The sequence below is a fragment of the Spirosoma panaciterrae DSM 21099 genome, from assembly GCF_000374025.1.
GTDB classification, from domain to species: Bacteria; Bacteroidota; Bacteroidia; order Cytophagales; family Spirosomataceae; genus Spirosoma; species Spirosoma panaciterrae.
On the sequence record NZ_KB893189.1, the window covers coordinates 68,353 to 84,910 of the forward strand.

Here is a 16,558-nt window from a genome sequence, read left to right on the forward strand (position 1 = left end):
TTATAGCTTAACTTCCATTTGGAACGTTTTGACAAACTCTTCCACGCTCATGCTGCCTAGGTCGCCCTGTCCTTTACGACGGACAGACACTTTGCCATCGGCGGCTTCTTTTTCCCCTACAATAAGCATATAAGGAACTTTAGCTACTTCCGCATCCCGAATCTTACGGCCGATTTTTTCGTCACGCAGATCGACGAAGCCACGGATGTCATGCTCCTGTAAACTGAAGAACAGATCATTGGCGTAGTCTTCATACTTCTCCGAAATCGGTAGAATCGCGATTTGATCGGGTGAAAGCCAGAGCGGAAAGTTACCACCCGAATTTTCGATCAGGATAGCAATAAATCGCTCCATTGACCCAAACGGCGCTCGGTGAATCATTACAGGCCGATGCTTCTGATTATCAGCCCCAATGTATTCCAGTTCGAATCGGTTCGGTAGGTTGTAATCGACCTGAATTGTACCGAGTTGCCACTTTCTTCCGAGTGCATCGCGAACCATGAAATCGAGTTTTGGCCCGTAGAATGCGGCTTCACCTAATTCCATAACGGTTGGCAATCCTTTCTCGGCAGCCGATTCAATGATGGCGGCTTCGGCTTTCTCCCACAGATCGTCGGAGCCAATGTATTTCGTTTTATTTTCCGGATCACGCAGGGAAACCTGAGCGCTGTAATCTTCAAAGCCAAGTGATTTAAAGACATACAATACCAGGTCAATTACCTTCATGAACTCATCTTTTACCTGGTCGGGGCGGCAGAAGATATGCGCATCATCCTGCGTAAAGCCGCGAACCCGGGTTAATCCATGAAGTTCGCCCGATTGCTCATAGCGATACACCGTGCCAAACTCGGCTAATCGTAAGGGTAAGTCCCGATACGACCGAGGGCGGGTTTTGTAAATCTCGCAATGGTGCGGGCAGTTCATCGGTTTGAGCAAAAACTCCTCGTTCGGATCGGGCGTTTTTATGGGCTGGAACGAATCCTCGCCATATTTTTCCCAGTGCCCTGAGGTAACGTACAATTGCTTACTCCCAATATGGGGCGTTACAACGGGCGAATATCCTGCTCGCAACTGCGCTTTTCGCAGGAAGTTCTCCAAACGTTCGCGCAGCATGGTTCCTTTGGGGAGCCATAATGGAAGCCCTGCGCCTACTTTTTCCGAAAAAGCAAACAACTCCAGCTCCTTGCCCAGCTTGCGGTGATCGCGCTTTTTCGCTTCTTCAAGTAAGTATAGGTATTCGTCAAGTTCCTTCTGCTTGGGATACGTGACGGCGTAAATTCGGGTAAGTTGTTTATTCTTCTCATTGCCCCGCCAATAGGCTCCAGCAACGTTCATCAGTTTTGCAGCTTTGATAAAACCCGTGTTAGGGATATGCGGCCCCCGGCAAAGGTCCGTAAAGTTCCCCTGGGTATAGAACGTAATCGTACCATCATCCAGTCCTTCGAGCAAGTCAAGTTTGTACGGATCACCTTTTTCTTCAAAATAGGCAATCGCATCGGCTTTGCTCATGGGCTTGCGGATATACTGCTCTTTCTGACGAGCCAGTTCGAGCATTTTGTCCTCTACCTTTTTGAAATCTTCCTGCGAAAAAGGCTGACCACCTAAATCGACATCGTAGTAAAAGCCTGTTTCAATAGCTGGGCCAATGCCAAATTTCACACCAGGGTACAGGGCTTCCAGGGCTTCGGCCAGCAAGTGGGCCGACGAATGCCAGAAAGTGGCCTTGCCTTCCGCATCATTCCAGGTCAGGAGTTGCACATTGGCATCATCCTCGATTGGGCGCGTGGCATCCTGCACAACCCCATTTACCTTGGCGGCCAGCACATTACGGGCCAGGCCTTCACTAATTTGAGCGGCAATATCCAACCCAGTGCTTCCTTTGGGGTATTGCCGAACGCTACCATCGGGTAGCGTCACGCGGATTTGTTCGTCCTGCGCAATCATTTCGACTATCATTTATTGGTGGTACCCGCGGCTTACCTACAACTGTAAGCCACTTTTTTTGAAGTATGATGTAGGATATATGATGTATTTGGTTTTAATAATACATCATATATCCTACATCATATATCATTTACTATACATTAATTCTGACCAATGGGTTTCACAGCCCGCTGGAGCGAATCACTCGCGTGGCTCGTCACCTGCGACTTTGGCTGAATGGTTGAAATACGTACCCGCGTTGTATCAAACTCCGGTCGGGTTCGGTTCGATGTTATCGGCCGGTCAGTACTACTATCGGGCAAAAATAACGAGTTATATGGGTTTTGTTGTACATATTGTCGCCGTTGTGAACGCCATAATCCAGCAGCAGCCTGCTGATCATTACTGTTCAATTGGGTAGCTTTCGTATAGGCTACTATTGCCAGATCAAATTGCCCCATCTGTTCATGGCAATACCCTATGTAGGTATCGATCCGGGGGAATTGTGGACGTAGTTGCTGTACACGCTGATAATTGGTCAGAGCGGCATAGTAGTTCCGATATTTCTGATTGATCAGCCCCATCTGAAAATACGCCTGGTAGTAATTCGGCTGAACTTTCACCGTACGCTGATAATCGACCATGGCACTATCCAGTTTACCCTCGGTATGATAAATAAGGCCCCGGCCATAATAGAGCTTTGCATTATTCGGAAAGTAGCTGAGTGCCTGCGCATTGTAGATCAGTGCTGAATTCAGGTCACCCAGGGACCGGTAAATGGACGACAACTGATTATACGTTTCCAAATACCTCGGTTTGAGCCGAAGCGAATGCTGATAGAGCGTTAAAGCCTGCATCGTATCACTCTGTCGGGCAGCCATCAGGCCTTTAAAAAAATACGCTTCCCCATCGTAGGGAGCCATTTGTAGCGCTTTCGCAATATACAGTTTAGCTTTATCAAACTGATTCTGCTGCTGTAGCAAATCCCCCTGCAGTGTATAAAGTTCTGGCGTATCTATACCCAGGATTTCGGCCCTTTGGGCATTTTGTAAGGCTTTGTCGGGCTGCTGTAGCACCCGAAGTATTTGCGCCTTAATCAAATAATAAGAGCCTGTATTATCATTCCGGCTGATCGCTTCGTCAATATCCGCCAGCGCATCGTTAATCCGCCCCATCGCCAGTAAAATAGCCGCCCGTTTGGCATAGGCTGAGGAAGATGAGGATTGATTGATGGCCACGGTCAATGCACGCAAAGCGCCTTCGGTTCGACTGCTATCCCCCGGTTTTGGGAAATCAGGAATGCGCGCCGATTGCCGTTCGTCACTCTCGCAGGAGGCCAGCATAAGAAAGACAGAAAGAGAGAGGAAGTGCAGGAGCCAGATGCTGGTAAAACCAGTTCTGTTCTTCTGCCCGTTCACATTTTCACTCTTTAGCCTACTCTTGCCCGCTAGACTCATACTCCAAACCGATAAAACACGCCCAGGGGTAACCGCTTCTGAAACTGATCCGTTACGGCTAGTTCTCCCCACTCTGGATTAGGAACGTCACCAAATAGTTGCGTCATCAGGTTATCAACGATGATGGATGAAAAACCTAAAGAATACAGGTTAATGATAAAGAAAAAATCCGTACGATCGAGAAGATCGGCACAAGATTTGAGTAGGTCGTTGAGCTGCTCTTCCAGTACCCACTTTTCGCCACCGGGGCCTCGGCCGTACGCTGGTGGATCAAGAATGATGCCATTATAATAATTGCCCCGACGGACTTCGCGACGAACAAATTTTACAGCATCTTCAACAACCCAGCGTATATTGTCCAGCTCACTGTGGTCCATATTTTCCCGCGCCCAATTGATAACGGGCTTAACGGCATCGACATGAGTCACATCGGCCCCCGCTTGTCGGGCTGCGAGTGAAGCCCCACCTGTATAAGCAAACAGATTCAAAACTTTGGGCCGGGCAACCCGGGGGCTCATAGTTTTGATTTTATCAACGATAAATAGCCAATTGTCTGACTGCTCCGGAAATAATCCAACATGCTTAAAAGTGGTCAGCGCCAGTTTGAATGTCAGCTTTAACTGCCCCTGTCTGAACGATACATACCAGGGATCACGCATGTCGGGCGAGGTCTGCCAGTCGCCCCGTTCAGGTGATTGGCGATCCCGTCGAAAGATGGCATGAGCCTGCCGTTCCCACTCTTCATCGGAAAGGGATTTGTCCCAGATTGCCTGCGGCTCGGGTCTTGACAAAATGTACTTACCAAACCGTTCTAGCTTCTGAAAATTACCTGAATCGATCAATTCATAATCGGGCCAGGAGGCAGGAGTAACAATCTGTATAGTAGCCATGTATTGCGTAATGATGGATAGGAACTACCGAATGAATGAAGGGATTTACGAGCAGCATTCGATCATTCAGGCTTCATCATTGGTTTCTGCCCCATTTTTAAGATCAATTCGAACTCATCGGGTCGAACTGGCATAACCGATAAACGGGATTGCCGGATCAGACTCAGATTAGCCAGTAAGGGCTCGGATTTAATTTGAGACAGTGCCACCGGAAGATCGAAAGCCATAACGGGCTCTAATTCAACAACAACCCAGCGCTGGTCATCAGGTACTGTTGGATCCTGGTAAGCTTCTTCGACAACGCGGGCCAGACCAACAACGGCCGGATTTGTAACACTATGATAAAAGAGCACCTGATCGCCTAACCGCATGGCTTTCAGATTATTACGTGCCTGATAATTGCGAACGCCGTCCCATACAGCTCGCCCTTGTTCCGTAAAGTGATGCCACCCGTACGCGTCGGGTTCAGATTTAACAAGCCAGAAGTTCACAGAAGAATAGAGGGCTATCGCTCCGATTCGACGGAGCGATAGCCCGTTTTATCAATAATAATCGTCGTGTTCGTGGCTGCTGTCGAAGGATGAACCGTATTCATCAACATCATCGTCGAATTGTGAGCCTGCCCCTTTGAATGTCAATGCTTTACGCAAAATCATAATTTGCCCGGTATGATACAGATCATGATTGATGATACCGTGCAGCATGTCGTAATAGGTGTAATCACGACCGGGCACTATATCCTCCAAAAACTCATCATCGTCACGTTTATCGAGTTCGTTGATGAGCTCTTCCTGACTTAGGCTCAGTTCCATTTCGAGGGCCTCCCACTCGAAATCATCTATTTTATCAGGTAATGCCCCAAAGTTTTTATCAGGGGTTGTAATATCGAACGTTGCATCACCCTGCATCTTCTTGACACAAAAAATTCGCCAACTGGTCATATGAAAAACGAGTTCGGCGATACTATGTGTGTTTGGAGCGATTCGGCGCCCTGCCATATCCGGTGTGACTCCCCGTAACACCTCTACAACTGAAGGCCCATGCCATGCCTCTTCTCCTTCATAGGTAGTGTTTAGCAGGTCGATGATGCGAATCAGTTCGTCGTTTGGAACCATAATTTACTATTCGTTATCAAACCACAAAGGTAAGTCTTTATTTATGTCGTTCCGAAAAAAACCAGTGAAATGGCTGAGATTGTCTCGTTTCGATGCTCTGCCGGGTTCATTACCAGCCTAACGTTTCATATGGCATATTTTGTGTATACATTTTTTCAATCCATTGCCAACTGAAAGTGTGACTAAACTGTAATTGATCAGACTCAAAGATTATAACGCTCTGGCTTATTATACGCTCGTGTATGAACCGTTGGCTTTTTCTCTGGCTGCTGGGAACTTCGATCTGCTACGGACAGACGATTAAGCCACTCCGTTACCGAACTGAAGTAGGCAGCTATTTTTCGACTTCCGGCCAAACACCTTTCTGGCTTCGAGCCAACCAATACGGCATTGTACCCAGTGAACATGCCATCATGACCATCCGGCAAGGGCTGCGGGTCGATTACCACGATTCACCGAAAAGCAAACTCGATAGTCTTCGTGCAGTCAATCGACGGGTCGACTGGGGGTGGGGAGCCGAAGCGGTCCTAAATGCAGGCTATACGTATAAGTTACTTATACCAGAGGCTTATGTAAAACTGAAGTTTGGTCGTAGTATGGAATTATGGGCAGGTCGTCGGCGCGAAATCGTTGGCTTGGTCGATTCCACTCTAAGTTCCGGTTCATATGCCTGGTCAGGAAATGCTTTACCCCTATTGAAAATCCAGTTTGCCATTCCCGACTACATTCCCCGAAAAGGATTAATAAGCTTTAAGGGATTTTATGCACATGGCTGGTTTGAGCAGGATCGTTTTATTAACAATACCATGTTGCATCAGAAAGCCTTGTACGCGCGTTTTGGCAGACCCAACTGGCGGTTGAAACTGTATGCAGGCATAAATCATGAGGTAATGTGGGGGGGAAATACCGAGCGACTGCCGAATGCGTCAATCATCAAAAATAATCAGTTGCCCAACCAATTCAGCGACTACATCAATATGGTACTGGCTCTTCCCTTAGGGAACAGAACCGATATTGATACAACCCGAATCAGCAATTTTGATCACGAAAATCGAATTGGTAACCACCTCGGTACGGTAGATCTTGGGTTCGAATACATAGGTAATTCGTTTTCCCTCTTTGCCTATCGCCAAAATATCTATGAAGACGGCTCGCTCTTTTATTTAACTAATATTCAGGATGGCCTGAATGGTCTGCGAATCCGAAATAGACGTCCCCATAATCCAAATGGGTTTCAGATACAGGATATTCTGTTCGAATATCTGTATACACAAAGTCAGGGCGGTGCTTTATTTCTGGAGAATGCCGCCCAGCGAGGCCGTGATAATTACTTCAACCACTCACAATATCAGGATGGTTGGTCACGATATGGCTTAACCATGGGTACTCCATTTATTACACCCACTCCCGATAGTCGTAGCGATTTGCCGCGCTATGGTTTTACAAACAACAATCGGGTTGCGGTTATGCATGTTGGCCTATCGGGCCAGGTGCTTGATTTCTTTAAATTTCAGCTTAAAGCCTCTTATAGCGAAAATCTGGGCACGTATGAAGTCCCATTTCCAGCGCCAGTCAGGCAATTTTCGTCTGTACTATCGGTATCGTCTCCACTTTATATTCTCAATGGGGTTACTGCGAATGCTGCGGTCGCTACCGATATTGGTGATTTATATGACAACAGTGTCGGATTTTATGTAGGCATTCGAAAAGAAGGGCAGAGCAAACACAAATAAGTGGGCCAGACACCTCAAGATAGTCCCTGGCCCACTACACCATTATTTTCGTCCAAAATCGTTCACCCAGTAGTGTTTATAGGTACTACTTGTATTGTAGGCATAGCCAACACCAAGGTTTTGAAAATACGGGTTCATTATATTCTGACAATGCCCCGGTGAACTTAACCAAGCATCGACCACCGACCGGGCGGTTGGATAACCTGCCGCAATATTTTCACCTGCTGAAGTCCATTGATAACCTTCTCGGGTCATGCGATCCCAGGGCTGAGACCCATCACGACCAGTATGGCTAAAATAATTATAGGTGGCCATATCGACTGCATACTTATCAGCAGCCCCATTTAACCGTGAGTTCAGCGTAAGAGCAGGAACGGGTGGATAAACCGTAGTCCCACAAAGACAGGTCTGCGAACGTGCCTGATTGACATACGTCAACACTTCCTGTTGTAAAGCCATGGTTGCATCCCGGGCTCCCGAATGGTCTGGCAATTCTGCCTCTGGTCCACCAACTCCTCCTTCTTTATGTACTGACGACATAACAGGTGCGGGCGTTCCCGTCTTTTCCTGGTCCGTTTGACAGGCATTTAGCGCCCAGATTGAAGCCAAAATGCCAAAAACATAAACATATTTCATCTTAACAACAATTTAAGGTTAGTTAATAAAACCAATTAAAGAACTTAAACTATCTATTACTAAACTAAAACCGCATAATTATACAATTTGTTTTTCTTAATGCAATATTTGGTAACAATAAAAATTGCTATATATCCTAGAAAAAGTCTAGTTTACTAACTATAGATATTATAGTGGATTACTATAAAATGGAGTAAAAGGGAGGATTTGGCCTGTTTTCCTTAAGTTAGCAGCCTTGTTGGGAGTACGATGACTTAAAATCGTTGGGGCGATCGGTTAACTAATTGAGGGCATTCACTCACGTTTTCACATCGTAGTCAGCAAAACGACTTAGGGCTACCTCCCCTAACTCTGGCTAAAACCTCATAACCCTATGATAATAAATCAGTTATCCTCAATAACTTTGACAATACTGAAACCTCACCTGGGGGATATATTACTGTCTGTTCTCCTGGTAAAGAGGCATTAATTCAGGAGAAAGCTGTGGTAAAAGGAATGTATGGAATATCCATCCTAGCGCAGTCTGTAGATAACGACATGCATAAACTGACTTCGTAGCCGAGCCATGAAATCCAGCAATTGCCTATAAATCAATTATTTGCTTTCAGCCAGATTGAAACAGAAAAAACTCGTGGCTGGCTATGATCCAATCCGAAAGAGCCATCGAAACGATAGTCAATTGGATCAACGATGAGCTGACGGGCCGGAATCAACAGGTTAATTGTATACCGATTCGGATTGTACTGAACGGGGTATATCGACAGATCGTGGGAACAGGATTGTAAACGTGGTGCCGATTCCTTCTTGACTATCAACCCTCAGGCTTCCCCGATTCGCTTCGAGCAGCTCACTTACAATCATCAATCCAAGTCCAGCCCCCTTCTCACCGGTTGTACCGGGACGGCTACCAGACGAACCCGCTCGTAACAACTGGTCAAGTAAAGCCTGAGGGATACCGATACCTGTATCCGAGATATAGATGATGTACTTCGTAGGCTCATACGAACAGCGCACCTCGATTCGCCCTCCGGTATGTGTAAATTTTACCGCGTTTTGCAGCAGATTTCGGAAGATAACCCCTAACTGATTCGCATCAGCCAGTAAAGGCAGGTCTGTTGGCAAAAAGTTGTTTAAATAAATCCCTTTCGTTTCCGCCATAGGCCGTAATAAGGCAATTTGTTCATCAATGACCAGAAACAGGTTGATTGGTTTTAATCGAGCATGAATGCCTCCCATCTGCGACATTGCCCAGTTCAGCAGATTCTCCAGCACTGTTAATAAATTACCTACTTGTTTGTTCAGAATTTGGGTAGCTTCTGCAAATTCATGCTGACTTAATTCGCCCCAGCTTGTGAGTCCCAACAGATTTTTAAGACTCGCCACTGGCGAATGTAAATCGTGCGACAAAATGGCGAATAGCCTGTCTTTCGTATGATTAAGCTGCTTCAAATCAGCACTTTGTCGCTCGATTCGACGTTTGGCCCGATGCAAAACAACAACAAAACTCACCAGCATCGTTGCTACCAATAAAACACCCGTTAAATAGACCTGATTCTGCTGTTCGTGCGCTTTGAGCTGGGCAATCTGCACCTCCTTCTTCTGAAGGTCCAAAGCAGCCCGCAACTGGGTCATTTTTAGTCGGCTATCAATCGTCTGCTCTTTGTTGCTTTTCCATACACGCAAGTCAGCCAGTTCATTGGCTATCTGATAGGCTTTCTTATAGTTTTTCTGCTCTTCATAAAGCTGTCGTAAAGTACGCGTCATAATAAACAGATGAAATGAATCAGGCCGGGCTCTTGTCTTTTCCTCCAGGACCATAGCCTGCAGTAGTCGCTCGGCCTTGGAATAGTTTTTTAAACCCAGTTCAAGCCGGGCCAGATCATTTTCATAGACAAAATCACTTTGGTCGTGTGGCAGTTGATTCTTTACCAATGACAATTTTTGGTATAGCGCTACCGACTCGGCTTTTTTGCCTGTGGCTGCCAGCGACTCTGCATAATCCAGCGCATACGAAAACCAATGGCCCGTTCCAGCCCGACTGGCCAACATCGCCTTTTTGATGGTTTCGCTGGCCTGCTCCTGCTGATCATTATAGGTATAAATGTTGGACTCCATGGCGTATACGTCCGAAAGCACAAGCCAGTTGTTTGCCTGTTTAGCATAAACCTCGGCTTTCGCCAGCAAATCCTTCCAGTTACCCGTGCGCTGGTGATACGCCACCATAGCCAGATACGAATAGCAGCGAGCTAAATTCAAAAAATCATTGTGCTTACGGGCAATGGCTATCCCCTGATAAAAAAGTGTTATGGCTTTAGTATCATTCCGTTCATAGTACATCTGGACAAACCCAAGCTTCCAATAGGCCTGCGCAAGCAGGAAGGAATTGTTTGCCTTTTTGCTACTAAGTACAGAACGATTAAGAAAGTATACGCTGGAATCGACCGCTATGTCAGGAAATTGTCCACCCAGTTCGAAATAGATTCGACTACGAGCCGTATCCGTCGTTGCCAATGCAAGCTGGCTTTTCAGCAATGGAATTTTACTCTGTCCATATACAGAACCAGCAATCAACCCAATTAGCAGGGAGAGAAATCTATAGAAGTAATCCATAGCCAGTTCAGATTAGGCAATCAGACCCTTGATAACTTGCGTAATAAATTCTCAGGATCAACGCTTTAATCAATAGCTCTACGCACGACTTATCAAACGTCCCTCAATATGTTTTCGGGTAAGCTGTGCCCTGTATTGATCGCCAATAGGAATGACCTGTCCATCCCGTAAGGTTAGTTCATTTTTCCCTATCGACGCTATTGCCCCCCGATGAACGAGGTATGAGCGATGCACTCGTAAAAAGACATCCCCTTTTAGCTGCTCTTCCATTTTTGTGATCGATAGAATTGGGAAAAACGATTGAGCAGGTGTAACTATTTGCAGAAAATTCTCCTGAGCTTTCATGTACAATACATCATCATATGCAATCTGAATATAATTCAGAGCCTCTCGTACAAAGAAGTAAGGAGCTATAGTCGATGTTTCGGGAGCCACCAGCAACCGCTGTCGTACCTTTTCAATGCTTTGTAAAAATCGATCCAGTTCCAACGGCTTTAGCAGAAAATCGACTGGCGATACTTCATAACAGTCTAAGGCATAATGGCGGTACGACGTTACAAAAATTACCAGAGGGGGGCGTGGTAAACTACGGATTAATGATAAACCAGACATATCAGGCAATTCTATATCACAGATTAGTACATCCACTTCAACCTGAGCTAGTTTGGCATAGGCCTCTATCGCAGAACTACATACGCCTACTAGTTCCAACAATGGATTCATCTGAACAAATTTGGTAATCACCTTTTTCCAGATGGCATCATCATCGACCACTAGTGTATTTATTTTCATAAAGCGTTACGATAGTTTATCATTTTTTTAAAACTGCCTCCCTAAGAATAGTTTACAAAATAACTATTTACTCGCATTCCTCACCACAAATCAGTCACTTGAACCTGGAAGTTGTGAAGTAATGCTGTTTTCGTGGACATTTTATGGGTATTCATCAACAAATAAACCCATTTAATAGACTTTTCACATTTCGTTTTTGGGCGGAAACGTTACTGACTTATTTTTGGTAACAATACATATACCTACCTAAAGGTATAAATTAACGTTACTGAAATAAAACGAATCTTTTCAGGCTAAATTCAATAACCCAATACTGTTTCCTGTTTAGATTTTTCATAACGTTATAACCTATGTTCCGCTCGTTCTGGCAAGCTATTTCGGGAAATGAATCTGTCGGCTTGTACTGACCAATTGGTATGTGTACTGACCTGACGGCCAAGTCCTCTGTGTCATTTACGGATTGGTCCAATCAGGAGACATTGTATTACCCTGCAGCAAATCCTGTTGAAACCCTCCGACTATCCCCGGTTTTATTCAGGTGGTGAGTGCCGTTCAACGCATTGGCAGGCTTTTTTGCATTACTAAACAACCCATATATGAAACGCTTATCCGACCAAACACTCGTCATGCAGTATGTACAGACCAAAGATAATCGATGTCTGGCTCACCTTTATTCCCGACATAGAGCGTGGGTATATCGAACCTGTTTGTCCTATTGCAAAGATCCCGATCAAGCAAATGATTTGACCCAGGAAATTTTCATTCGGCTGATGTACAAACTGAATAGTTTTAGTGGCAAATCATCATTTACTACCTGGCTCTGGGCTGTCACAACTAATTATTGTGCCCTTCAAATTCGCAGAGAGCAACGTAACCGAATTTTGCAGCAACACTATGCACAGGACTATGCTACCCAGGTTACCATCAACCAGGATTCGTCTTTCGCTGCCTCCACGCTGATGGAACAGGTTATGTCAATCTTACCCGACCACCAGCGCGAATTATTATGCACCAAATACTGCGACGGGGTGTCGGTCGACTCGATTGCTATCGATCAACGCTCTACAGTAGGTTCGGTAAAGATGCGCCTGCAACGTGCCAGAGACCGGGCCCGTCAACTCTATAAACAGGCTCAGGATCGATACTATTCAGACCAGATGTAAACCCTACTATCTCAACGAATTACGCTCTTTGCTTCTCCTCTTTATATCCCATAACATGAAAGACCAAATTCAAAATCTACTCACAGATCACACCATCAAACAGATACAGGTATATCGCTATCATGACTCAAAGCTTCATGACCAAAGTGGACAATGGGTTCTGGGTCATGAGTACATTCAGGTTGGTGACTCCCCCTATAATTTAAATCGGCTCATGACCTTCCGGGTTACAGACGAGGTATTACGGCTCTATTTTGCCAACGGGCAGTAATTATATGGAACGTACGCTATACAGATTTTGTCGTCTGGTCGTTCAGAATCGTCATTGTAAACTGTATAGCGTACACAAGGATATACCTACGAATTCCGTTTCCGTTCGGCATTACCTTTTTCGGGTTGCGGTCGGAAAACATAAATATCGAGCAGAGCGTAGGGGCGGGCCAGGTATTCCCGAATCAGAGTGCGGAGCGAATAACCATCTGGCACATCCTGGGCAGCAAAGGCAATGGCCTCCATTCCCTCATGATTACCGATGTAAAGTGCCCGGGCATTGTGGAAGTTTTGCGAGATGATCGTGATTTTTTGCTGCTTAAAAAAATCCTTACAGCGTACGACCGAATCGAAGGTACGGTAGCCAGCATAATCGGGAAGCATGGCGGAAGGAGGAACTCCCAGACGAACCAACGCCCGTTTCATGTCAGCCGGTTCGTTATAGTATTCCGAATCGTTGTTACCACTCAGTATCAGGTATTTCACTTTGCCTTCCTTCCAAAGCCGGGCGGTTGCCTCCATCCGATAGCGAAAGAACAGATTTTCCTTGCCTGACCGAACAAATTTACTGGTCCCCAGTACAAGTCCATAATCGTTGGCGGGTAGTTCATGTATGTTAAAATACACCTGATTACGGGTATTATACACGACCCACCAGTTACAGACCAAAACGATCATTGCCCCTAAAAAAGCACCAGCAATAGCCCCTTTTACGACCCGCTTTACTACACGGACGCCCACCGCTTCATGCGGAAACTCATCGCTGTAGTTTGTAGCCAAGGTCGTATTCATTTAGGGTAATTTAAAATGTGGGTTTTCAATCAATCCAACCACATTACCAAACGGATCGCAGACGGCCGCTACCTTAATGCCTCCTCCCACATCCTGAATTTCAGCTTGCAAGGTTGCTCCCAGTTCAACCCATTGCCTTACGCTCTCTTCAATAGCCAAAACGCCCCAGTAGGCCAGTGTACTGCCTGCGGCTGGCTGCAGATTTGGATCAAGGCCGAGTTCGTATCCGCCCACATTAAATCCAACATAAAAAGGTTCATCGAAGTAGGGAGTTATCCCCAAAACGTTCGTATACCACTTTTTGGTCTCTGCTAGATTCGGTGCGGCATAAATGACCGTCCGCAATCCTAATACATTGGCTCCTTCCATATTAGGCATTCTATTTACGGGTTACTGGTTCAAACCGTTGGTGAGTTACGAATCGAAACTTTGCCAGTTTTTCAGGAAAACAACCCTAACTGCACGGGCTCTTTCTCTTCAACCACTGTAGGTTCTATAATCGATTCCCCCAGTACCGGAGTTGGGGCCTTTATCGCTTCTTTTACTACTTTAGGTGCCAGCAACTTCACTTCTTTTACCTTGGCAAAAGGCAACTTGTTTCCTAGAGCCTTCCAGCCCCGTACATCAATAAACCCTTCTGGCTCAAGGATCATTTTTTCCTGTGGGCCCCGCTCCTTCACCTGATGGACAATTTCAATTCGCGGATAGCGGTCTATACTTACAGCCAGTAGCTTCGAGCCCTTTACATCGCCGATAAAACTAAATTTCTTGTCGACCGACGTGGTTTCCACTTTAAACCGTTTCACATACCAGGACTTCTGGTTTGCTTCAAAATAGACGGCCGACAGCACGGTTTCGGGATCGAATTTCATGAGCACCGCAATGTCAGACGGCTCGTACCGATTCGTCAGATCAAACGTTGTCAGTTCATACTGTCCATCTTTATAAACCACCAGAATACTGTCTTTGGCATCGAAGTTACCCAGCAAACGTCCCCGCTCATCGCGGTTGAGCCGGCCCAGGTGATCGTCGTACCAGATATCGACACCGCCCAGGGTCGACACACCACCCGTTTTCTGGGTGATTTTCCGAACCGGATATTTTGTTAAAATATTCCCCTGCGCCGATCGGTTTTTTATTGACAGTGAAGCAAAATCGAAATCGAACTGTTTCACCTTCGCCGAACTTTGCGCCGTTAAATTTACCGTAATCACCTCAGCTTCACCATTGTCGTTAGCACTGAAATAGGTAAGCTTCGACTTTGGGTTACCCATGGTCAGGTCGTATTCCCGATCGCGGGTAACACCCGTTACCGGGAAGCGTTTCACCATCGTAATCCCTGACTTCCCATCCAGGTAGGCAATGTTGTAAATCTTACGTTCGTCAGCCTTTTTGAAAACTGATACATATACGATGTCTTTCCCAACAAACACTTTATCCTGAACTTTCGTCACGACACACTTTCCATCCCGCCGGAACACGATGATGTCGTCGATATCGGAGCAATCGCTAACGTACTCGTCTTTCTTGAGTCCATAGCCAATAAATCCGCCTTCTCGATCTACATAGAGCTTCTGATTGGCAGCAGCCACTACACTAGCCGCAATCGTGTTGAAGCTGCGGATTTCAGTCCGACGTTCGCGGCCTTTTCCGTACTTCTTCTGTAACTCTTTGTAGTAGGCAATTGCATAGCGGGTAATATTCGCCAGGTTATCTTCCGTTTCGGCTAATTCCTGCTCCAGCCGACGCATCAGTTCATCCGCTTTGAAACCGTCGTATTTGGAAATACGTTTGATCTTGATTTCAGTAAGCCGGATGAGGTCATCTTCGGTAATTTCCCGATAAAACTGTTTTTTAAAGGGTTTAAGCGCTTTATCAATCGTTTGCAGAACAGCTTCGAACGTTTCGCACTCTTCGATTTTGCGGTAAATCCGATTTTCGATAAAGATCTTTTCGAGCGAACTATACAGCAACCGTTCCATCAGCTCACTACGCCGAATTTCCAGTTCCCGTTGCAGCAACTGTACAGTCTGGTGTGTATTGACCCGTAAAATGTCGGTTACATTAACAAAGTGTGGTTTTTCGCCAATAATCACACAGGCATTCGGCGAAATCGACACTTCGCAGTCGGTAAAGGCATACAAAGCATCGATGGTCACATCGGGCGACACACCGGGTTGCAGGTGCACCAGAATTTCTACATCCCTGGCCGTATTATCAACCACAGCGGCTACATTCCGACTGGGAGCTTTTATTCGGATTTTACCTAATTCAGCCGCTTTAACAATCGAATCGATAAGCTGCGAGGTGGTCACGCCAAAAGGCACATCCCGAATAGCGAGTGTTTTCTTATCCAGTTCTTCAATTCGTGCCCGCACCCGCACCTTTCCGCCACGCTGACCATCGTTGTAGTTGCTGACGTCGATGAGCCCGCCCGTCTGGAAATCGGGAAAGAGCGAGACGGGTTTATCTTTCAGAATCTGAATAGATGCTTCAACCAGCTCAATAAAGTTATGCGGCAGAATTTTGGTGGAAAGCCCTACGGCAATGCCCTCAACACCCTGCGCCAGCAGTAGGGGGAATTTAACCGGCAGGGTTACCGGCTCCCGTTTCCGGCCATCGTACGACAACTGCCACTCGGTGGTTTTGTCGTTGTAAATGGTATCCAGGGCAAATTTAGAGAGCCGAACTTCAATATATCGGGGAGCCGCAGCCCCATCGCCCGTACGAACATCGCCCCAGCTTCCCTGGGTATCGAACAGGAGTTCTTTTTGACCAATGTTAACAAGCGCTTCGCCAATAGAGGCATCACCGTGCGGGTGGTACTGCATGGTTTGCCCGATTACATTGGCTACTTTATTAAAACGGCCATCGTCCATTTCTTTCAGGGCATGCAAAATCCGGCGCTGAACGGGTTTCAACCCATCTTCAACGGCCGGAACAGCCCGCTCAAGGATAACGTAGGACGCGTATTCGAGAAAATAGGATTCATACAGCCCAGACACTACCGTCTGATCATGCAGAACATCATTGGGTGGGTTATTAGGTTGGTTTTCTGGCTCAATGGATTCCGTTAAGTCATTACCCTCTGCCGTTGCTTCCGCATCGGAGTTCAGAGATTCTTCGTCCATTAATCCTTCATTTTCTTCATTTATCATTGACATGATGGAGAATTAT

14 protein-coding genes are annotated in these 16,558 nt (G+C 46.1%); 3 read left to right on the forward strand and 11 right to left on the reverse strand.

What is annotated here, in order from left to right:
* From thrS to B153_RS0118680, 5 genes are all read right to left on the reverse strand, one after another.
* The gene (gene thrS / locus B153_RS0118660) at positions 1-1,944 is read right to left on the reverse strand and encodes a threonine--tRNA ligase (RefSeq protein ID WP_020598263.1); all 1,944 of its coding nucleotides are present in this window, start codon (positions 1,942-1,944) and stop codon (positions 1-3) included.
* A 140-nt stretch (positions 1,945-2,084) separates the two neighbouring features.
* Positions 2,085-3,266, reverse strand: a complete 1,182-nt coding sequence (locus B153_RS0118665) for a tetratricopeptide repeat protein (RefSeq protein ID WP_020598264.1) — start codon at positions 3,264-3,266, stop codon at positions 2,085-2,087.
* A 110-nt stretch (positions 3,267-3,376) separates the two neighbouring features.
* A complete protein-coding gene (locus B153_RS0118670) occupies positions 3,377-4,270 on the reverse strand; it encodes a class I SAM-dependent methyltransferase (RefSeq protein ID WP_020598265.1) in 894 nt (297 codons plus the stop codon).
* 62 nt (positions 4,271-4,332) lie between these two features.
* Positions 4,333-4,761 carry an EVE domain-containing protein gene (locus tag B153_RS0118675; protein ID WP_020598266.1) on the reverse strand — a complete coding sequence of 143 codons (429 nt, stop codon included), beginning with the start codon at positions 4,759-4,761 and terminating at the stop codon, positions 4,333-4,335.
* Positions 4,762-4,812: 51 nt separating this feature from the next.
* Positions 4,813-5,385, reverse strand: a complete 573-nt coding sequence (locus B153_RS0118680) for a DinB family protein (protein ID WP_020598267.1) — start codon at positions 5,383-5,385, stop codon at positions 4,813-4,815.
* A gap of 242 nt (positions 5,386-5,627) precedes the next feature.
* Here B153_RS0118680 and B153_RS0118685 point away from each other — a divergent pair, with 242 nt between their 5' ends.
* Complete coding sequence (locus B153_RS0118685) at positions 5,628-7,118, forward strand: capsule assembly Wzi family protein (RefSeq protein ID WP_020598269.1); 1,491 nt, start codon at positions 5,628-5,630, stop codon at positions 7,116-7,118.
* Between the two features lie 42 nt (positions 7,119-7,160).
* On the opposite strand, the gene B153_RS0118690 is transcribed toward B153_RS0118685, so the two are convergent.
* The 3 genes from B153_RS0118690 to B153_RS0118700 all read right to left on the reverse strand — a co-directional run bounded on the left by B153_RS0118690 (position 7,161) and on the right by B153_RS0118700 (position 11,156).
* Positions 7,161-7,754, reverse strand: coding sequence for a CAP domain-containing protein (locus B153_RS0118690; RefSeq protein WP_020598270.1), 594 nt, complete (start codon positions 7,752-7,754; stop codon positions 7,161-7,163).
* Between the two features lie 717 nt (positions 7,755-8,471).
* On the reverse strand, positions 8,472-10,364 hold the full coding sequence (locus tag B153_RS36755; RefSeq protein ID WP_020598271.1) for a sensor histidine kinase: 1,893 nt from the start codon (positions 10,362-10,364) through the stop codon (positions 8,472-8,474).
* 78 nt (positions 10,365-10,442) lie between these two features.
* Positions 10,443-11,156 (reverse strand): LytR/AlgR family response regulator transcription factor, encoded by a 714-nt coding sequence (locus B153_RS0118700; protein WP_020598272.1) that lies wholly within the window; start codon positions 11,154-11,156, stop codon positions 10,443-10,445.
* A gap of 596 nt (positions 11,157-11,752) precedes the next feature.
* On the opposite strand from B153_RS0118700, the gene B153_RS0118710 reads away from it, so the two are divergent.
* Both B153_RS0118710 and B153_RS0118715 read left to right on the forward strand, forming a co-directional pair.
* Entirely contained in the window at positions 11,753-12,319 is a 567-nt protein-coding gene (locus tag B153_RS0118710; protein ID WP_020598273.1) for an RNA polymerase sigma factor, read from the forward strand.
* 55 nt (positions 12,320-12,374) lie between these two features.
* Positions 12,375-12,590 (forward strand): hypothetical protein, encoded by a 216-nt coding sequence (locus tag B153_RS0118715; protein ID WP_020598274.1) that lies wholly within the window; start codon positions 12,375-12,377, stop codon positions 12,588-12,590.
* An 86-nt stretch (positions 12,591-12,676) separates the two neighbouring features.
* Here the strand turns inward: B153_RS0118715 and B153_RS35445 are convergent, their stop codons facing one another.
* The 3 genes from B153_RS35445 to B153_RS0118730 form a co-directional block, all read right to left on the reverse strand.
* Positions 12,677-13,381: a SanA/YdcF family protein gene (locus tag B153_RS35445; RefSeq protein ID WP_020598275.1), complete on the reverse strand. Its 705-nt coding sequence runs from the start codon at positions 13,379-13,381 to the stop codon at positions 12,677-12,679.
* Positions 13,382-13,759 carry a VOC family protein gene (locus tag B153_RS0118725; RefSeq protein WP_245564905.1) on the reverse strand — a complete coding sequence of 126 codons (378 nt, stop codon included), beginning with the start codon at positions 13,757-13,759 and terminating at the stop codon, positions 13,382-13,384.
* A gap of 62 nt (positions 13,760-13,821) precedes the next feature.
* Entirely contained in the window at positions 13,822-16,539 is a 2,718-nt protein-coding gene (locus B153_RS0118730; protein ID WP_020598277.1) for a DNA gyrase/topoisomerase IV subunit A, read from the reverse strand.
* Positions 16,540-16,558 lie beyond the last annotated feature (19 nt).